Genomic DNA, 18,671 nt, shown 5'->3' on the forward strand with positions numbered 1-18,671 from the left:
TCACGGCATACCTTTTGCTTTGCTAGCTACCAGAAAATAAATAGCTAGCAATATGCACAAGGACCCTCATTCATGATTGCGACTTCACTCCGTGCGGTGATCACCACTCCCCATGCCGAGGCCAGTGCTGCCGGGCTGCGTATTCTCGAGGCCGGAGGGACGGCTATCGATGCAATGCTGGCTGCCAGCGCAATGCTCAGTGCCGTTTTCCCGCACATGACCGGGCTGGGCGGCGATGCGCTGTGGATGATCCACGACCGCAAGGTGCGCACCATCGTGGGGATCGGGCAGGCAGGCATGCGCTTGCCTGACGCGGGGAGCATAGGGTTGCGGGGACCGAGTTCGGTGGCTAGCACTGCCGGTGCGTTGGCCAGCTGGCAGACGGCGGCCAATATCAGCCGACATGAGTGGGGTTCGCGCTTCGGTTGGGCTGACGTGCTCGGTGACGCGGCAATGATGGCGGACCAGGGCGTGCCGGTGTCGCAGTCTCAATTGTTCTGGCAAACGTTGCGCCAGCCATTGATCGAGCAGTTGCCGGACTTGCACTCGCTGTGCCGCACAGAAGGCCGCTGGATGCGCGAGGGCGATGTGTTGCGTCAGCCGGCGCTGGCGAACACCTTGCGGCATCTCGCGCATCATGGCGTCGAGGACTTCTATCGGGGCGAACTCGCGACTGCCTTTGGCGAGGCATTCGGGCGGTTGGGGTGTGGGCTGACCCAAGCTGATTTGCGTGCGACCCAGGCGCCGGAGGTGGCGCCGATTTCAGTGCGTTACCGTCAGGGAGAGTTGTTCAACGTCGCGCCGCCGAGTCAGGGCCTGTACACCTTGCAGGCAATGGGTGCGTTGCAGCACAAGTCGCTGGCGGGGATCGGCAATGGCAGCGCGGCTTATTACCACCTGTTGGTGGAGGCGATCAAACAGGGCCTGCTGCGTCGTAACGCGGAGCTGTGCGACCCCTCGCACAGTGACTGGAACTTCGCGGCCAGCCTTTCCCCCGACAGCACTCGATCCTATGCCGCGGCGATAGACGATCAGCGGGCCTCGCCCTGGAACGAACCGGGTCGTCCGGCCGACACCATCTGGATGGCGGCCACGGACCAGGAAGGCCGCACTGCATGTCTGATCCAGAGCCTGTTTCATGACTTCGGCTCCGGTTGCATCCTGGGTGACACGGGCGTGCTTTGGCAGAACCGCGCGGCGGGCTTCAATGCCGACCTCGCGCATGTCAACGGTTGGGCGCCCGGCAAGCGTCCGGCGCACACGCTCAACCCGTCCAGCTATCTGGCGGATGACGGCCGCCGATTCTTCTTCGGAACCCAGGGCGGCGACGGTCAGCCACAGACCCAGATGGTGCTTGCCACGCAGTTGATCGATTACCGCCAGCCCGTTGATCGTGCGCTGCGCATGCCGCGTTTTCTGTTGGGTCGCAGCTTTTTCGACAGCACGGACAACCTGAAACTGGAAAGCGATATCAGCCCCGACAGCGTTGCGGGGTTGGCAGAGCGGGGCCATGAAGTGGAACTGATCCCGGCGCAAAGCCCGATGACAGGCCATGCAGGGATCATCAGCATCGAACGCGACGGTTTGCTTCACGCCATGCACGATCCCCGTGGCGAGGGGGTCGGGTTGGGGCTGAAGGCATAGCGGTGCCGATGGTTAAACGACCACCGCACGCCGGGTTTGCCGTGCCTCGGGCACTGGCGGATAATGCTGCCCGTTGCCCCGCCCGCCACCCCTGCGCGCGGCAGAAGGTTTTCTGCAGAAACGAGGAATGGATGGGCTTGAGCACTGTCACCGCCAAACAGCTTGAGGTTCAGCGCATCGTCGATGCGTTGTACAAGGCCATTGCCCAGCACCGCCTGCCGCCCGGCACACGGTTGATCGAAGCGCAGATCGTCGAAACCCTGCACGCCAACCGCAACCATGTGCAGGCCGCGTTGCAGCGCCTGGCCTTGCAGAAGGTGGTCACCATCGAGGCCAACCGTGGCGCGATGGTGTCGCAGCCGACGGCCAAGGAGGCGCGGGATATCTTCAGCGCCCGACGCGCCATTGAGCGCGCGATCGTCGAGTCCATCACCCCGGCGATCATGCGCAAGCAGCGCCAGCGCATCGCAACCCACATGAACAACGAGCGCAAGGCCACCAACGACACCGACCGCCGGGCGATCGTGCGTGAGCTGAGCGAGTTTCACCTGATGCTCGGCGCCATCTGCGGCAACAGCGTGCTCAGCGATATACTCGGCAACCTGATGGTGCGCAGTTCGCTGATCGTGGCGTTGTATCAGCGCAACGACGTGCCGTCCTGCGCGTCGGACGAGCATCAACAGATCATCACTGCCCTTGAAGAAGGCGACCATGAGAAGGCCGTTGCCGTGATGCTCGAGCATCTGGATGAGCTGGAAGGGCAGCTGGCGCTGGAAGCGTCGGCGCCTGAAGAGTTCAACCTCAAGCAAGCGTTGAGTGACTGAAGACGGCGTCTGATCGAAGCCACTCGCTTGATAAAAAAATCACCTGTGGGAGTGAGCTTGCTCACGAACGCGTCATTCGATGCGCGGGAGATGGGGTGGATGGACCGGCCCTTTCGTGAGCAAGCTCACTCCCACAGGGCATCCCCGACCTGCGGAATTGAGCCCCAAACTCGCGTTGAGTGAGTGATGTCAGTGCTGAAACACGTGTCTGAGCCATCGGGTATGAGCAACCGGCCTTGCGGCCGCTCAAACGTTCGCTTCCCGTGCTTGTAGCCCATCAGTGGTGCGCTGATTTCAGCAATGACTGCGGCAGGTGAGGCGGCATCGAAGACGATGAAGTCTGCGTTGCAGCCCGGCGTCAGCCCGTAATCTTTCAAGCGGAGCATTCGCGCAGACTCGCTCGAGACCCAGCCCATGCACTGCAGCAACTCCGCCGCCGTGCCCATCTGGCTGACGTTGGCGAACAGGTTGGCCTGGCGCACCAATGAGGCGTCGCCGTAGGGCGTGAACGGGTTGCCGATGTTGTTGGTCGACACCGAACAGGTGACCCCGCATGCGTGCAGGTGCGCCAGCGGTGCGAGGCCTCGAGGCTTGTTGTGAAAGTGCTCGCGGCCGGTCAGGAACAGGTCGGTGCTTGGCAAACAGGTCACTTGCACGCCGGCTTCGGCGAGACGTATCCCCAACCCGATCAACGTTTCCATCGGCAACGTCGACAGCTTGGTGACGTGCCCGACGGTTACCCGCCCACCCCAGTTGTGTTGCTCCGTGCAGCGCGCGACGTGCTCGATGGTCATCCCTTGGGGGTTGAGATCGAAGTCCAGGTGCAGGTCCAGATCGCAGTCGTATTCCATGGCGAGTTCGAACAATCGGTCGATCTGTGCCAGCGGATCGTTGTCGGTATAAGGGCAGCCGCCCAGCACCGACGCGCCATTCTCCAGGCCGTAACGCAAGAGCGCCTCGGTGCCGGGATTGTTGAGCATGCCTTCCTGCGGAAATACGCAGATCTCAAGCGTGATTGCCCACGCGTAATCGGCCTGCAAGCGGCGGATCGCATTGAAGCCGGTCAAGCCAATCTGCGGGTCCAGCTCGACATGGGTGCGCATGTGGGTGGTGCCTTGCAGGATCGCCTTGTCCAGCACCTGCCTTCCGCGCTGATACACATCCTGCTCGGTGAATTCAGCCTTGGCGGCACGTGTCTGTTGCACGGCTTCGGCCAGGGTGCCCGCCTGCAACTGGCAGCGCTGCATGATGCAGGCCTTGTCCAGGTGGATGTGGGTTTCGATCAACCCGGGCAGCAGCAGTTGACCCTTAAGATCGAGGGTTTCACAGGTCGTGATATCCCGACTCAGTGCTTCGACGAAGCGTCCGTTCTCAACGTAAAGCGTTGCGAGGCCGGACGCTTCGCCCACGCGGGCATGAGTAATGATCAAGGCGTTCATGCGCAGGCTCCTTCGCCCAGATAGGCCGCAGCCAGTTCAGTGTCTTCGCGCAGTTCGGCGGCGCTGCCGGACTTGATCACGCAGCCGGTTTCCAGAACATACGCACGGTCGGCGACTTGCAGCGCAAGGTTGGCCATCTGGTCCACCAGCAACAGTGTCACGCCTTCGTCGCGCAGGGCGGCCAGCGCGTCATACAGTTCGCCAATCATCGACGGCGACAGGCCCAGCGACGGTTCGTCCAGCAGCAGGATTTTCGGTTTCGCCATCAGTCCGCGACCCACCGCGACCATCTGTTGTTCGCCGCCCGAAAGCAGGCCGGCCGGGCTGTCGATCCGGTCACGCAAACGCGGGAAACGCGTGAGGATCGCTTCGATTTCCGCCTCGGCATCGAACGCTTCGCGCCGTGAATAACCACCCAGCAGCAGGTTGTCGCGCACGCTCAGGTACGGGAACACCTGACGACCTTCGGGGACCAGCGCCAGGCCCTGTCCCGCGATGCTGCTGGCGCTGGCCTGTTCGATGTTTTCGTTGTCCAGCAGGATGCTGCCGCCTGACGCACGATGCAGGCCCGCCAGGCACTGCAGGATGCTCGATTTGCCCGCGCCGTTGGCGCCGAGAATCGCCACCAGCTCGCCGGGGTTGACCACTAGATTGACCTTGTTCACCACGGGCGCTGCACCGTAGTCGATGACCAGATCCTTCACGTACAGGCGCGCGTCGTGACTGCCGTTCCAGGCTTCATCGCGGGGTGTCGCCTGATACTCGGTTCCGCCGAGGTAGGCGGCGATCACTCGCTCGTTCTGCTGCACTTCCAGCGGCGTGCCGACCGTGATCGGCTTGCCCGCGTCCAGCACCAGCAGGCGTTCGGACACCGACATGACCAGCGCCATGTCGTGCTCGACCAGCATCACAGTCAGACCATAGCCAGCCAGTTGCTTCAACAGGATCGCCAAGGCATCGGTGTCACGGCGGCTCAAGCCCGCAGCGGGTTCATCCAGCAGCAACACCGAAGGCGCCGTTGCCAGCGCCCGGGCAATTTCCACCAGGCGACGGTCGACGTGGGGGAGGTCGTCGGCGGCGATGTTCACCGCGCCGCGATAGCCCACCAGTGCCAGCAAGTCCAGTGCAAGCGAGCGTTGCCCGGCGGTGGCGCGATTGAAGATAAAACCCAGACGGCCTTTCTGCATCGCCACCAGCACGTTGTCCAGCACCGACATCTCGCCGAACAGCTGGGTGGTCTGGTAGGTCCGTGCGATCCCGGCGCGAGCCGTTTTCCAGGCGGGCAATCCGGCCAGCGGCTGGCCGAGTTCGATCTGTCCACTGTCCGGGGTGTAGAAGCCGCTGATCATGTTCAGCACCGTCGTTTTGCCCGCGCCGTTGGGACCGATGATGCTGGTGATGCTCCCGGCCGGCGCGTGCAAACTGACGCCCTGCGCCGCCTGCACGCCGCCGAAACGGATGCCGATGTCGCGAATGTGCAGGCCATCGCCCTGCGCGCGAGTGCTCAGGAAGTCAGCCATGCGTTTAGCGTTGATCTGGCCCGGCGGCGTCAGTAGCGTCGGTTTGATCCAGCGACGGGCGAGGGAGCCAAGCAGGCCGTTGGGGGCGATCCACAGCACCACCAGCAGCAACACCGAGAAAATCAGCAGGCGGTATTCGGCGAAATCCGACAGCAGTTCCGGCACCAGCACGATCAGCAAGGCGCCGAGCACCGGGCCGAACAAGGTGCCGCTGCCGCCGACAATCACAGCCAGTACGAACAGAATCGATTGTGAAAACGGAAACGACTCCGGGTTGATGAACATCAACAACGGGGCCAGCAAGGCGCCGGCCAGTCCCGTGAGCAGCGCTGACAGTGCGAAGGCCAGGGTTTTGCTCACGACCGGATTGAACCCCAGCGAGCGCGCAGCGATTTCCGACGCCTTCACCGCCCGCATTGCCTTGCCCCAGCCACTGTGGTGCACGCGCTGGTAAAACGCCAATGCGCCGATCATCAGGGCGGTGGCGATCAACGCCAGCAAGATCGACGGGTCCATGCCCGCAAACGCCGGCAACGGGATACCCATCAGCCCATTCGAACCGCCTGTGACGTCACGCCATTCGATCAGGCTGTGGTGCACGACAAACGAGAACGCGATGGTGATCATCGCCAGATAGGGGCCGGTGACGCGCAGCGCGGGAATGGCCAGCAACGCGCCGACACCACCGGCCACCACGCCCGCCGCTGGAACCGCCAGCCACAGCGGCAAGCCCGCGAGGGTCATCAATGCCGAGACGTAGGCGCCGATGGCATAGAAGGCGATGTGGCCGAAGGAGATTTGTCCGCTCAGGCCGATCAATACATTGAGGCCGATACCGACCACGGCGGCCAGTGCACACAGGGTGAAGACCAGCAGGGAATAGCTGTCGAGTGTGAAGATCGCAATCACGCTGACAAGGGCCAGCACGGCGATGGACGCAGGGCCTAACAGGGGTTTCATGTCTTTCATACTTTCACCAGTGCCTGGCTGCCAAACAGGCCGTTGGGACGAATCGCCAAGGCAAGAATCACCAGTGCGAAGGTAAAGATCTGGGTAAACGCCGAGCCGAAATACAGGGTGATCAGCGCTTCGGTCAGGCCGAACAGCAGCCCGGCCCCGAACACGCCGCCGGCGCTGGAGATGCCGCCGAGAATCGCCACCGCGAAGGCCTTGAGGCCGAACAACATGCCCATCTCGGCGTTGACGCTGAACAGCGGGGCGATCAGCAGACCTGCGATGGCCGCGAACACCGTCGAAACCGCAAAGGCGATGGCCACCACGCGATTGACGTTGATGCCCATCAGCATCGCTGCCTTGGGGTTCTGCACGCAGGCCTCCAGCACCTTGCCCAGACGCGTGTAGCGGCGCACCAGGAACAGCGCAAGGGCGATGGCCGCGCCCATCAACGGAATCAGCAGCTGCAAGGCGCCGATGCCGTTGCCGAACACCTCGACCTTGAGGTTCACCAGGCTGCTTTCAAATTGACGCGGCTCTTTGCCAAAGGTGAACAGCGCCAGGTTGTCCACCAGGATGCCGCCCGCCACCGTCGCCATCAGCCAGGCTTGGGAGCCACGGCTGTGGAACGGCCGCACCAGCCACCGTTCGATCACCAGGCCGTACAGCGCGCTGAGCAACAGTGTCAGCGGCAGCGCCAGCCACAGCGATAAACCCCACGTGATGCACAGCGTGTAGCCCAGCACGGCGCCGACCATCATCGCGCTGCCCTGAGCGAAGTTGACGGTGCGCGAGACCACATAGGTCAGGTGAAAGCCCAGGGCGAGCAGGGCGTACATGCTGCCCAGACCGAGGCCGGTGACGATGGCGGCGGTAAACATGGCGTGATTCCTTAGCGTGCGGTGATGGCGTCAATCAAGGCTTGAGCGGGACAATCTGGTCGCCGACGAAATGGGTGAACACGTAGTCGTCCGGCCCCAGTGCGTCATGTTTCTGTGCCGTGAACGGCTGCTTGTAATCCTTGATCAGGCCGTCGTAGTCGGTGATGCCGTAGAAGCCGTCGCGTACGGCTTTGCCGTCGGTGCTGCCCGCCTTTTCGATGGCCAGTGCGCTGAGGTGCAAGGCGTCATAGGCGTTGGCGATGCCGACCGCGGGTGTCACGTCCGCCAGGGTCTTGATCTGTGGGTAGGCAGTCTTCAACGAGGCCAGCAGGGCGTCGCCTTTGGCGTTGTTGTGCTCGGTGAACACGTACGTCTGGATGAAGTGCACGCGCGAGGCGCTCGGTCCAGCCAGTTCGCCGAAACGTCCACCCGCAGGGCCCCAGTGCGACACCACCGGCACGTCCCAACCCATGCGGTCCAGTGACTTGACCACCTGCGCCGAGGGGCCGACGTTGCCGACCATCAGCAGGGTGTCGGCGCCTGCATTTTTCAATCGGGTCAATTGCGGGACCACGTCCAGATCGCTGTCCTGAATGCGCTCGACACCGGCATTCTCAAGACCGCGTTTCTCCAGCGCGCGTTTGAAGCCAGCCTCGTTGGATTCGCCCCAGGGATTGTTGATGAGGATCATCCCCGGCTTCTTCATGCCCTGGTCAGCGCCATATTTCACCAGCGCTTCGTCAACGAGTTCGTCGACGGCCGAGACGCGGAACACGTAGTTATCCGCTGCGCAATTTTCGGTGATCTTGGTCCCGGCCGCCCAGATGCCCATGAACGGGACTTTCAGCTGGTTCGCCAAAGGCACGATGGCCAGCGAAACCGGCGTGTCGAGGCCGCCGAACAGCACGGTGACCTTCTCCCGCTGAATCAGCTCGCGGGCGGCGAGCATGCCTTTGGACGGGTTGCTTTCATCGTCCCGGCGCACCAGTTCCAGCGGGCGCCCCAACACCCCGCCGTGGGCATTGACCTCATCGATGGCCATGGTCAGACCACGGGTCAAGGCTTCCCCGGATTTCGCAGACTGCCCGGAGAGCGCCGCTACCAGACCGACTTTGATCGGCGGTTCTGCCGCCTGGGCGCCGGTGGACATCGCAAGGGTCAGAGAGAAGGCCGCAGCCGTGGGGGACAACAGACGCTGCAGGGTTGGAAGCCGGAATGACATGGGTAACGCTCCTGATTGCTAGCACTTGTAAAATTATTGCTAGCAAGTAGGATGCCAGTCCAAAGACGCCTTGAAAGCGCAGGTTGCGGCCATCATCGCCCGTGATATCGCTCCAAATTAAGGCGCTTCGCACCACGTAGAGGCATACGGACCGTCAGCGGTCATCATCGAGTCAGGAGAGCGGGTTATGTCAGAAGTGAATAAAGACGTTCAGATTGTTAGCAATTTTCTTGAGGCTTCGATGGCACCGGACCCGGTCCGCGCCGCGACTTTCATGAGCGACGACGTGAAGATTACATTTACCGGCGGGCGCGCCATGCCCGATCCGCAAACCATCACCGCGTTCAACGGTTCGCGCTATGCGTGGGTGAAAAAGGCACTGGGCAATTTCGACTGGATGGACCGGGGTGATCACACCGTGGTGTATTCCAACGGCACCCTGTACGGCGAATGGCCGGACGGCCGCAGCTTTTCCGGTAACCGTTACCTGGACCGGTTTGAAGTGCGCAATGGCAAGATCACCCGGATGGACGTGTGGAATGACAGCGCGGAATGGATGCTGATGCCTGAGATTGGTAAGGCCTGAGAATAACGTTCGTAGGCCAAAGCGCATCGAAAAACAAAATCAACAGCAGGAGCAGGAGCAGGAGCAAGAGCTGATCGTTCCCACGCTCCGCGTGGTAACGCATCGAGTGACGCTCCGCGTCGACGTGGACGCGGAGCGTCTTGCCATGCATTCCCACGCAGAGCGTGGGAACGATCAAAGCATCGGATATTGCGACTCGGGTGCAGGCTGAACGCAGGCGGCGGGCCCACGGAGTGTCGCCGAAGTGAAGGTACCTGGACGAAGTCGGGCCAAACCGGGAGCTTCAGACCCTTGGTTACTTGGGGTTATCAAGTGACCCGGCGAAGGCGGAACAGTTTGGCCGTTAGGACAAACCCGGCCCGCGCCGCGCAAAAAAAACCGGATAAGGCACACAATCCAGGAGCGGCTCACCACTTCTCGCCAACCTCAAACCCCTGCACAAAAAATATTTCTCATCCGCATGGAATAAACCCCCTTCGACAAACGTTTACCTTCACTGCCCACACCAATCGGTGACAGCAGCGGGAGCCTGGAAGGTTTCTGGCGTTTGCTCCCTACTCGAAAAACAATCAAGGAGTTCACCATGCTGAAGAACATCATCCTCACCGCCGCCGTGGCCCTGACCTGCGCTTCCAGCCTCGCGTTTGCAGCCAGCCCGGCGATGACCGGCAAGACCGACAAAGGCGAAGTGCTCACCGATCACAAGGGCATGACTTTGTACACCTTCACCAAAGACAGCGCCGGTAAGTCAGCCTGCAACGGCGACTGCGCCAAAGCCTGGCCGCCGTTGATGGCCGGTGCTGACGCGAAAACCGAGGGCAAGTACACGGTGGTGACCCGAGACGACGGCAGCAAACAGTGGGCCTACAACGGTATGCCGCTCTACACCTGGACCAAGGACACCAAGGCGGGCGACACCACCGGTGACGGCTTCAAAGACATGTGGAAAGTCGCTAAACCGTAAGCGCGAACCGGGTTTCACGCCTGCGGGATCCAGCGATATTTGATGGAAGAAAGGGCGACTGCAACTGGTCGCCTTTTTCATATCTGGAAAAGCAAGCGCTTGCGTGAAACGTTTCAGCTGTTCTAGAGTGTTTCGAATTGATTCTCCAAAGCAGTTCCCGAGCGCCGCCCGATCACGAGGTGGCCCAGGCATAAAAACAAAAAGCCTCGAGGATACACATGAACAGTTTGCCTGCTCTGTCTTCACGCGTTTTCATGGCGCCTGACGCACTACCTATCCACGCTGCGGACGCTCGGTCATGAGCGCCGTCCTCGCTGAGTCGCCGATGCCCGTGCTGGAAATGGCCGCCATTTCCAAGACCTTCAACGGCCTGCGCGTGCTCAAAAATGTCGCCCTCAAAGTCTATGCCGGTGAAGTCCATGCACTGATGGGCGAGAACGGCGCGGGCAAATCGACCCTGATGAAAATCCTCTCCGGCGCCTATCAGGCCGATGCCGGTGGCGAGATTCGCGTGGGTGGTCGGACGTTACCGGCGTTCGATCCGCTGACTGCGAAAGCCCAGGGCATTGCGGTGATCTATCAGGAGCTGAGCCTGTGCCCGAACCTCAGCGTCGCGGAGAACATTTACCTCGGGCGTGAGTTACGTCGGGGCTGGAGCATCGACCGCAAGGGGATGGAGGCGGGGTGCACCGATGTGCTGGCACGACTGGGCGCCGACTTCAAACCCTCGACCAAGGTCAGCGTGCTGTCGATTGCCGAGCGCCAATTGGTGGAGATTGCCCGCGCGCTTCACGCCGAGGCGAAGATTCTGGTGATGGACGAACCGACCACGCCGTTGTCTTCCCGCGAAACCGATCGCCTGTTCGCGTTGATCAAGCAACTACGTGATCAGGGCCTGGCGATCATCTACATCAGCCATCGCATGGCCGAAATCTACGAGTTGTCGGACCGGGTGTCGGTGCTGCGCGACGGTGAGTACGTCGGCATGCTGGCGCGTGACGCGTTGTCGGCGGATGCGCTGGTCAAGATGATGGTCGGCCGAGACCTGTCCGGTTTCTACAAGAAAGAACACGCGCCGTATGACCCTGGCGAAGTGGTGATGCGCGTGCGCGACATGGCCGATGGCAAGCGGGTGAAACCCTGCAGCTTCGATCTGCACGCGGGTGAAGTACTGGGCATCGCCGGGTTGGTCGGGGCAGGGCGCACGGAGCTGGCACGCCTGATCTTCGCGGCCGATCCACGCACCTCTGGCAGCCTTGAAGTCGCGGGCAAACCCGTGCCGGAGCTGCGTAATCCCACCGACGCGATTCGGGCCGGCGTGGTGTATCTCACGGAGGATCGCAAGGCCCAGGGCCTGTTCCTCGACATGAGCGTGCGCGACAACATCAACGTCTGTGCCTGCGTGCCGGACGCTCATGCCGGCGGTGTGCTGGATCGTGGGCGCGGCGCGCAACGGGCAGTCGAGGCGATCCGGTCACTGTCGATTCGCGTGGCGTCGGGCAAGGTCAACGTTGGTGCGTTGTCCGGCGGTAACCAACAGAAGGTGCTGCTGGCACGGTTGCTGGAAGTCAAACCTCATGTGCTGATTCTCGACGAGCCGACCCGCGGTGTGGACATCGGCTCGAAGTCCGAGATCTACCGGATCATCAACGAACTGGCCAAGGCCGGGGTCGGTATCGTGGTGATTTCCAGTGAGTTGCCGGAGATCATCGGCACCTGTGACCGCGTGCTGATCATGCGTGAAGGGCAACTGGTGGCGGAAGTCGGCGGCGCGTCGGGGCAAGAGATTTCTCAGGAACGGATCATCGATCTGGCGACTGGGGGTGAGCAGGTGGCTGTTCAAGCCTGAAACAACGGCAGTCCCCTGTAGGAGCTGACCGAGGTTACGAGGCCTGCGAAGCGGTGTGTCAGCCAATGAAGATAGTGGATCAGCTACCGCATCGCAGGCCTCCTAACGTCGGTCAGCTCCTACAGTGACCGTGTCATTGACACTTTCTACAACAATAAAAGGAGGCCAGGCCATGAGTCTGACCCTGGAAAACTCGCCAAGCGTGGCGGCCATCAGCAAGCGTGAACGTGTGCGCGAGCTGATGCGTACCATAGGCATGCTGCCGGTGCTGATCCTGCTTCTGGTGGGCTTCGCGCTGATGACCGACAGTTTCATGAGTTGGCAGAACCTGTCGATCATCACCCAGCAGGCCTCGGTCAACGTGGTGCTGGCAGCGGGCATGACCTTTGTCATTCTCACCGCCGGCATTGACCTGTCGGTCGGCGCGATCCTGGCAGCCTCTGCAGTCGTGGCTTTGCAAGCGTCGATGTCGCCGCAGTGGGGCATGCTCGGGATTTTCGCCGGAGTCGGGTTTGGCTTGCTGCTGGGCCTGGTGAACGGTGGGTTGATCGCCTTCATGCGCCTGCCGCCGTTCATTGTCACCTTGGGTGCTCTGACTGCCATGCGTGGCTTGGCGCGTCTGCTGGCGGACGACAAGACGGTCTTCAACCCTGATCTGCCCTTCGCGTTTATCGGCAACGACTCGGTGCTCGGCGTGCCGTGGCTGGTGATCATTGCGGTGGCCGTGATCGCCATTTCCTGGTTCATCCTGCGCCGCACGGTCATGGGCGTGCAGATCTATTCGGTGGGCGGCAACCCCGAAGCCGCGCGGCTGTCCGGGATCAAGGTGTGGAAAGTGCTGCTGTTCGTCTATGCCGTGTCCGGCGCGCTGGCCGGACTGGGCGCCGTCATGAGCGCGTCGCGACTGTTTGCCGCCAACGGCCTGCAATTGGGGCAGTCCTACGAGCTGGACGCCATCGCAGCGGTGATTCTTGGCGGCACCAGTTTTACCGGTGGCGTCGGCACCATTGGCGGCACGCTGATCGGCGCGCTGATCATTGCAGTGTTGACCAACGGCCTGGTGCTGCTTGGCGTGTCGGACATCTGGCAGTACATCATCAAAGGCATCGTGATCATCGGCGCGGTGGCCCTTGACCGCTATCGTCAGTCCGGTGCGCGAACCTGATTCATCGCTTTGGCGTCACGCGTTTCAAACTATGGCTCTGACAATAATCACAAGAGAGAAATCATGAACTTCAAACGCAAATTCCCTGCTGTCGTATCCCTGTGCCTGGCGGCGCTGTTGTCGCAAGGCGTCGAAGCCCGCGAATTGAAATCGGTGGGCATCAGTCTGGGTTCGCTGGGCAATCCTTACTTCGTGACCCTGGCCGACGGTGCCAAGGCCAAGGCGCTGGAGATCAACCCCAACGCCAAAGTGACCTCGGTGTCTGCCGACTATGACCTGAGCAAGCAGTTCTCGCAGATCGACAACTTCATCGCTGCCGGTGTGGACCTGATCCTGATCAACGCAGTCGATCCTAAAGCGATTGCCTCGGCGGTCAAGAAGGCACAGGCGGCCGGCATCAAAGTGGTTGCGGTGGACGTGAGCGCGGCGGGTGTCGATGCGACGGTGCAGACCGACAACGTCGAGGCCGGCAAACTGGCCTGCCAGTTCATCGTCGACAAGCTCTCCGGCAAGGGCAATGTGATCATCGAGAACGGTCCTCAGGTCACCGCCGTGACCGACCGGGTCACGGGCTGCAAATCGGCCTTTGCCGCCGCACCGGACATCAAGGTGCTGTCGGACGATCAGGATGCCAAGGGCTCGCGCGACGGTGGCTTGAATGCCATGCAGGGTTACCTGACACGCTTCCCGAAAATCGACGGCCTGTTCGCGATCAACGACCCACAAGCCATTGGCAGTGACCTGGCAGCCAGGCAACTGAAACGCAGCGGCATCGTCATCACCTCGGTGGACGGGGCGCCGGACATCGAGCACGCGCTGAAATCCGAATCGTCGATACAGGCATCGGCCAGTCAGGACCCTTGGGCCATGGCGCAACAAGCGGTGGTCATCGGCAATGACCTGCTCAATGACAAGAAACCGGCTGAAGCGGTGACCCAGCTCACGCCGAAACTGATCACCCGCGACAACGTCGGTTCCTACACCGGCTGGTCGAGCAAGCGCTAAAACGCTAAATCAGACACACCGCCAAGAGAGTGAACGCAGTGGTCAAGATGGAGGATGTGGCGCGACGGGCCCGGGTGTCGACGTCGACGGTGTCCCACGTGCTCAACGGCACGCGCAAAGTCAGCCCGGAAACGGTGGACGCGGTGCAGCAGGCGGTACGCGAGTTGGGGTACATCCCCAACACGCTGGCCCGCTCGCTGGCCCGCTCGCGCACCAATACCATTGGCGTAGCGATTTCGGCGCTGTCCAACCACTACTTCAGCGAGACCGTTCACGCCATCGAAACCGAGTGCGCGCGCCACGGCATCATGATGCTGTTCGTCGACACCCACGATGATCCCGTGCATGAACTGCACGTGGTCAAGGCGCTGCATCACCGTCGGGTCGATGGCATCCTGCTTGCGCCGTCCAGCGATCCGCAGCACGCCGCGTTGGAGTACCTGCAGGCCAACGCAATTCCCACCGTGCTGGTGGATCGCATGGCCACCGGAGGGTTCGATCAGGTCGGTGTGGAAAACCTGCAATCGACTCGCGAGCTGGTAGCGCATCTGATCGGTCACGGCCACCGGCGCATCGGCATGATTGCCGGGCACCGTGGGCTGAGCACCACCGAAGAGCGCATCGAAGGCTACCGTCAGGCGTTGGCGGATGGAGGCCTGGCGTTCGATGACGCGCTGCTGGTCGATGGCGAGTCCAACAGTGAGTCGGCACGGCTGGCCGCGCAGCAGTTGTTGGGGTTGCGTGCACCGCCGAGCGCGATCATGGCCGCCAATAACCTGATGACCATCGGTGCGATGCATGCGCTGCGGGACGCGAGGATCGCGGTGCCCGAGCAGATGGCACTGGTGGGATTCGACGATTTTGACTGGGCAGATTTTTTCCTCCCGCGCTTGAGCGTGATCGCCCAGCCCGTGCAAGCGTTGGGTGAGCGTGCGGTGCAGTTGCTGTTGCAGCGCATCGAGAGCCCGGAAGGACCGATACAGGCGGAGCGTCTGGCTGCGACGTTGCGCCTGCGAAATTCATGCGGATGCCCGTGAGTGCGGCCGCTGACAGGAAATAACGTTGATGAGTGAAGCTGTCTCTCTGGGCATTGATCTGGGCACCTCGGAGCTCAAGGCCATTCTGCTCGATTCACAGGGTAAAGTGCTGGCGCAGGCGGGCGCGCGGGTGAGCGTCGACCGCAGGCAATCCGGCTGGTCGGAACAGCATCCGGCGGATTGGTGGCAGGCGTGCCTGGCCGCGCTCGGGCAATTGCGTGCAGAGCACCCGACAGCGTGGGGGCGCATCGCGTGCATCGGGCTGTCCGGGCAGATGCACGGCGCGGTGTTGCTGGATGCCGCCAATCAGGTGCTGTACCCGGCCATTTTGTGGGACGACTCGCGCGCCGTGGCTGAGGCCGAGCACCTGAATCACGAGGGTGCCAACTACGCGCAACACACTGGCAGCCTGGCGATGGCGGGATTGACGGCGCCCAAGCTGCTCTGGCTGAAACACCACGAGCCGCAGGTGTTCGGGCAGATCGACTGCGTGCTGTCGCCCAAGGATTACTTGCGCCTGCTGCTGACGGGCGAACGCATCAGCGATATGTCCGATGCGGCGGGCACGCTCTGGCTGGATGTGGCGCGACGGGTGTGGCACGAACCCATGTTGCACGCCACTGGACTGACACTCGCGCAGATGCCGACCTTGCTGGAAGCCGATCAGCGATCCGGCGGCTTGACTGAAGCGTCTGCGCGGGTATTGGGTCTGCCGATTGGATTGCCAGTGGCAGCGGGCGGCGGTGACAACCCGGTGTCGGCCGTGGGCATTGGCGCGATCAATGCCGGCGATGCGTTCGTCACCTTGGGCACCAGCGCGGCCATCGTTGCGATCACCGATCACGCAGCGGGCAATCCCTTGAGCGCGGTGCACAGTTTTTGCCATGCGCTGCCCCATCGTTGGTACACCATGGGCGCCATGCTGGCCGGTGCCAGTTGCCTGCGCTGGGTGACGCGCCTGCTCGGCCAGCCGGACGAGCAAACCTTGCTGGCGCGGGTGCAGGCCGAGTTACCCGTCGAGCATTCGGTGGCTGTTGCCAATCCCTTGTTCCTGCCTTACCTGGCAGGCGAGCGAACGCCGCACAACGACCCGTTGCTGCGCGGCGGTTTCATGAACCTCGGACACGACAGCACGCCTGCGATGCTGGGGTACGCGGTGCTGGAAGGCGTCGGCTTTGGTCTGCTGGATGCAATGAATGCAGTGCTTTCAGCCGGTGCCACGATCAACGGCTGCGCCTTGGTGGGCGGCGGCGCGCGCAGTGAATACTGGGCGCAGTTGCTGGCCAACATTCTTGATCTCGAGGTCTACACCCTTCACGGCAGCGAGCTAAGCGCGTGCATCGGTGCGGCCAAACTCGGTTTTTTGGCGATCGGGCAGGGGAAGGATCTGTTGCAGTCGGGCATGCCGGTCAAGGCGAGGTATCAGCCCCAGTCCGCCGTTCAGCCCGTACTGCGCGAGCGCTATGCGAAGTTTCGGGGGTTGTTGTCGGCGGCGCAGGGTTTGCGATCGCGGTAGGCAAAGTCCGGGATCGCCGCAATAGGGGTGGGAGCAGTCCGAGGTTACGAGGGTCTGGGCCGCACTCGGACGAACGCGGTGGGTCATTCACCAATGCGGCCGCTGACCCACCGCATTCGCCAGCAAGCCGGCTCCCACAGGTTTTGCGTCCGTCGCGAACCATCGATTCGCCGCAGTAGGTGTGGGAGCAGTCCGAGGTTACGAGGGCCGCGAAGCGATAGGTCATCCGCACTCAATGGCACAGATCCACCGCCTTCGCGAGCAAGCGGTTGCGACCTAATGATCTCGGACACCATTCATGGGCGATACGATTCGCCTGTTAACGTTCGATCCGCCCTCAAGACTTCGTTTCTTTCGTCCCAAGCACGTCGCGAATACTGTCGATGACGTTGCCGTCCTTGATGACATCCTTCAGCCAGCCTTCAAGAGGCATATTGCCCCATTTGATCGCGCGCTCGATCAGGTAAGGCACCGGGCTTTGCGGTTCGGTTTGTTTGAAGAACTGTGCGACGCCCGCCAGCAGGGTGAATGCCTCATCGCGGGTGAGCGGGGTGGTGCGCAGCGGAGCCGTAACGCTCTCTTTGGCGGTCATGGTCATGGCGGGGCCTGCGGGGGGGAGATCGTTCGCTTGCGCAGTAGGCTCGGGATGAGCCAGCGGTTCAGGGACGTTCAGTTCAACGCCACGGTCCTTGAGCAGTTTTTCGGCCAGTTGCGCGGCACGGGACAGGATTTCGATCAAGGCGGCGAAACTTGGCGCCTCATGACCGAACAGCTGATCGGCTGTCACCTGCAACTGACGGCAGGCGTGCAGGCTGTCGTTGATTTCAGCCGCTTTACGCACGAAGTGCTCTGTGTCGGTCAGGACCACCGAGCGCTGGAAGATTTCGGCGTTGATCTTTCCTTCGTCCAGCGCGGTTCGCATGGCCTGTTGATTCTGCAGCGCCAGGTTTTCGATATGACGGGATTCGTCATAGCGCAACAAACCAAAGTGGTCCCCTTGGGTGATGGGTAAGCCGCCAACCACGTCGGCCAGTGTCGTTTTAAGCCATGCCAACCGCGCGGCGCGTTCTTCCAGGCCTTCATCGAGCGCCGGGTAGAGGTCATCCCAGAACCGCTGCAGAATCCGCTCGGCCAGGGTGAGACCGAAGGTGATCCCCACGAAGTGATATTTGTGCGCCAAGGCTTCACTGAGCCAGGCCACGAGCATCAGGTCTTTGCTCTGCCGAGCAAGGCCCTGTGCGGCCAGCGTGATCGTCAGGTCCCAATCCGATGATTTCAGATCGGTCTGCCAGTCACCCTGGGTCAGATAATCCGGGTCTGCCCGACGGGCCTCTTTGACGTTATCGAACAGCGTGGAAAAGCTCAGGTCTTCGCCGCTGCCTCCATCGATGGGCGCTGTCAGTTCGGTCAGTGAAAGGTCGTTGAGAAATTCAGACATGGTCAACTCGGGCATTTAAAAAGAACACCACGCCGATGGATTCGGCATGGTGTCGAATACGGACCCTCGCCAAGGGCGAAGGTCCATGGTGCTTACGCGATCACGCAAAAACCTTGTTGGCGGTACGGTCCCAGCCGCCAGTGACGTTACCGCCACCCTGGCCGTCGGCACGGCTCTGCTGGGTGTAGGTGGTTTTGATGCGCGCGAAGTTGAAGCTGATCTCTTCGATCGGCAGGTCGCTCACGGCCTTGTCTTCACCGTCCTGATTGCCTCCGGCAATGGCTTTGACCGACGAGACGACAACCTCTTCCAGGTTGATCGTGAGGTAGGTCAGCTTGTCGCCGCCAGCGCGGTTGACGTTCAGCTGGATCTTGGCAATGTGAGTGCCTTTGCAGCAGGCTTCGAACAGCTTCGCGGAGGCTTTGTCGACCGCTTTGCGAATGCTGAAATCGCTCAGCGCAACGCGCTCGGACGAAGCACCGCCCGAGGAACTTGCGGTTGCCGAAGTGGCTTGAGTAGCGCCGTACTCATAGCCCAGCACTTCGATCCAGTCCTTGTGCTTGTCGTCCAGTACTTCACCAGGAATCCCGTCGATCTGAATATATGCGTCAAATGCCATTTCTTACT

General features: G+C 61.8%; 15 protein-coding genes. 9 read left to right on the forward strand and 6 right to left on the reverse strand.

Annotated features, from left to right (window positions below; genetic code table 11):
- Positions 1-72 precede the first annotated feature (72 nt).
- Together ABDX87_RS24710 and ABDX87_RS24715 are read left to right on the forward strand one after the other, a co-directional pair.
- On the forward strand, positions 73-1,644 hold the full coding sequence (locus ABDX87_RS24710) for a gamma-glutamyltransferase family protein (protein WP_346830237.1): 1,572 nt from the start codon (positions 73-75) through the stop codon (positions 1,642-1,644).
- A 131-nt stretch (positions 1,645-1,775) separates the two neighbouring features.
- Complete coding sequence (locus ABDX87_RS24715; RefSeq protein WP_346830238.1) at positions 1,776-2,468, forward strand: GntR family transcriptional regulator; 693 nt, start codon at positions 1,776-1,778, stop codon at positions 2,466-2,468.
- Between the two features lie 125 nt (positions 2,469-2,593).
- On the opposite strand, the gene ABDX87_RS24720 is transcribed toward ABDX87_RS24715, so the two are convergent.
- Genes ABDX87_RS24720 through ABDX87_RS24735 form a run of 4 tightly spaced genes read right to left on the reverse strand, consistent with a single transcriptional unit; the run spans position 2,594 to position 8,484 of the window.
- On the reverse strand, positions 2,594-3,907 hold the full coding sequence (locus ABDX87_RS24720; protein ID WP_346830239.1) for an amidohydrolase family protein: 1,314 nt from the start codon (positions 3,905-3,907) through the stop codon (positions 2,594-2,596).
- Positions 3,904-6,387 (reverse strand): branched-chain amino acid ABC transporter ATP-binding protein/permease, encoded by a 2,484-nt coding sequence (locus tag ABDX87_RS24725; protein ID WP_346830240.1) that lies wholly within the window; start codon positions 6,385-6,387, stop codon positions 3,904-3,906. The genes ABDX87_RS24720 and ABDX87_RS24725 overlap by 4 nt, the downstream gene beginning before the upstream one ends.
- 5 nt (positions 6,388-6,392) lie before the next feature.
- Positions 6,393-7,262 (reverse strand): branched-chain amino acid ABC transporter permease, encoded by an 870-nt coding sequence (locus ABDX87_RS24730; protein ID WP_346830241.1) that lies wholly within the window; start codon positions 7,260-7,262, stop codon positions 6,393-6,395.
- Between the two features lie 34 nt (positions 7,263-7,296).
- The gene (locus tag ABDX87_RS24735) at positions 7,297-8,484 is read right to left on the reverse strand and encodes an ABC transporter substrate-binding protein (RefSeq protein WP_346830242.1); all 1,188 of its coding nucleotides are present in this window, start codon (positions 8,482-8,484) and stop codon (positions 7,297-7,299) included.
- A gap of 187 nt (positions 8,485-8,671) precedes the next feature.
- Here ABDX87_RS24735 and ABDX87_RS24740 point away from each other — a divergent pair, with 187 nt between their 5' ends.
- From ABDX87_RS24740 to xylB, 7 genes are all read left to right on the forward strand, one after another.
- Positions 8,672-9,070 (forward strand): nuclear transport factor 2 family protein, encoded by a 399-nt coding sequence (locus tag ABDX87_RS24740; RefSeq protein WP_346830243.1) that lies wholly within the window; start codon positions 8,672-8,674, stop codon positions 9,068-9,070.
- Between the two features lie 583 nt (positions 9,071-9,653).
- The gene (locus ABDX87_RS24745) at positions 9,654-10,034 is read left to right on the forward strand and encodes a COG4315 family predicted lipoprotein (RefSeq protein WP_346830244.1); all 381 of its coding nucleotides are present in this window, start codon (positions 9,654-9,656) and stop codon (positions 10,032-10,034) included.
- Between the two features lie 298 nt (positions 10,035-10,332).
- Entirely contained in the window at positions 10,333-11,883 is a 1,551-nt protein-coding gene (locus tag ABDX87_RS24750) for a sugar ABC transporter ATP-binding protein (protein ID WP_346830245.1), read from the forward strand.
- A 172-nt stretch (positions 11,884-12,055) separates the two neighbouring features.
- Positions 12,056-13,048, forward strand: a complete 993-nt coding sequence (locus ABDX87_RS24755) for an ABC transporter permease subunit (protein ID WP_346830246.1) — start codon at positions 12,056-12,058, stop codon at positions 13,046-13,048.
- A 63-nt stretch (positions 13,049-13,111) separates the two neighbouring features.
- Positions 13,112-14,053, forward strand: a complete 942-nt coding sequence (locus ABDX87_RS24760) for an ABC transporter substrate-binding protein (protein ID WP_346830247.1) — start codon at positions 13,112-13,114, stop codon at positions 14,051-14,053.
- Between the two features lie 38 nt (positions 14,054-14,091).
- Positions 14,092-15,090: a LacI family DNA-binding transcriptional regulator gene (locus tag ABDX87_RS24765; protein ID WP_346830248.1), complete on the forward strand. Its 999-nt coding sequence runs from the start codon at positions 14,092-14,094 to the stop codon at positions 15,088-15,090.
- Positions 15,091-15,118: 28 nt separating this feature from the next.
- Positions 15,119-16,606 carry a xylulokinase gene (gene xylB / locus ABDX87_RS24770; protein ID WP_346830249.1) on the forward strand — a complete coding sequence of 496 codons (1,488 nt, stop codon included), beginning with the start codon at positions 15,119-15,121 and terminating at the stop codon, positions 16,604-16,606.
- Between the two features lie 337 nt (positions 16,607-16,943).
- On the opposite strand, the gene tssA is transcribed toward xylB, so the two are convergent.
- Both tssA and ABDX87_RS24780 read right to left on the reverse strand, forming a co-directional pair.
- Positions 16,944-18,044 carry a type VI secretion system protein TssA gene (tssA, locus tag ABDX87_RS24775; protein WP_346830250.1) on the reverse strand — a complete coding sequence of 367 codons (1,101 nt, stop codon included), beginning with the start codon at positions 18,042-18,044 and terminating at the stop codon, positions 16,944-16,946.
- 100 nt (positions 18,045-18,144) lie between these two features.
- Positions 18,145-18,663 carry an Hcp family type VI secretion system effector gene (locus ABDX87_RS24780; protein WP_285424777.1) on the reverse strand — a complete coding sequence of 173 codons (519 nt, stop codon included), beginning with the start codon at positions 18,661-18,663 and terminating at the stop codon, positions 18,145-18,147.
- Positions 18,664-18,671 lie beyond the last annotated feature (8 nt).

The sequence above is a fragment of the Pseudomonas abietaniphila genome, assembly GCF_039697315.1.
Classification (GTDB): Bacteria; Pseudomonadota; Gammaproteobacteria; order Pseudomonadales; family Pseudomonadaceae; genus Aquipseudomonas; species Aquipseudomonas abietaniphila_B.

Coding starts and splice junctions, on each gene's coding strand:
- ABDX87_RS24710 (WP_346830237.1), top strand. CDS start 73: ATGATTGCGACTTCACTCCGTGCGGTGATCACCACTCCCCATGCCGAG.
- ABDX87_RS24715 (WP_346830238.1), top strand. CDS start 1,776: ATGGGCTTGAGCACTGTCACCGCCAAACAGCTTGAGGTTCAGCGCATC.
- ABDX87_RS24720 (WP_346830239.1), bottom strand. CDS start 3,907: ATGAACGCCTTGATCATTACTCATGCCCGCGTGGGCGAAGCGTCCGGC.
- ABDX87_RS24725 (WP_346830240.1), bottom strand. CDS start 6,387: ATGAAACCCCTGTTAGGCCCTGCGTCCATCGCCGTGCTGGCCCTTGTC.
- ABDX87_RS24730 (WP_346830241.1), bottom strand. CDS start 7,262: ATGTTTACCGCCGCCATCGTCACCGGCCTCGGTCTGGGCAGCATGTAC.
- ABDX87_RS24735 (WP_346830242.1), bottom strand. CDS start 8,484: ATGTCATTCCGGCTTCCAACCCTGCAGCGTCTGTTGTCCCCCACGGCT.
- ABDX87_RS24740 (WP_346830243.1), top strand. CDS start 8,672: ATGTCAGAAGTGAATAAAGACGTTCAGATTGTTAGCAATTTTCTTGAG.
- ABDX87_RS24745 (WP_346830244.1), top strand. CDS start 9,654: ATGCTGAAGAACATCATCCTCACCGCCGCCGTGGCCCTGACCTGCGCT.
- ABDX87_RS24750 (WP_346830245.1), top strand. CDS start 10,333: ATGAGCGCCGTCCTCGCTGAGTCGCCGATGCCCGTGCTGGAAATGGCC.
- ABDX87_RS24755 (WP_346830246.1), top strand. CDS start 12,056: ATGAGTCTGACCCTGGAAAACTCGCCAAGCGTGGCGGCCATCAGCAAG.
- ABDX87_RS24760 (WP_346830247.1), top strand. CDS start 13,112: ATGAACTTCAAACGCAAATTCCCTGCTGTCGTATCCCTGTGCCTGGCG.
- xylB (WP_346830249.1), top strand. CDS start 15,119: ATGAGTGAAGCTGTCTCTCTGGGCATTGATCTGGGCACCTCGGAGCTC.
- tssA (WP_346830250.1), bottom strand. CDS start 18,044: ATGTCTGAATTTCTCAACGACCTTTCACTGACCGAACTGACAGCGCCC.
- ABDX87_RS24780 (WP_285424777.1), bottom strand. CDS start 18,663: ATGGCATTTGACGCATATATTCAGATCGACGGGATTCCTGGTGAAGTA.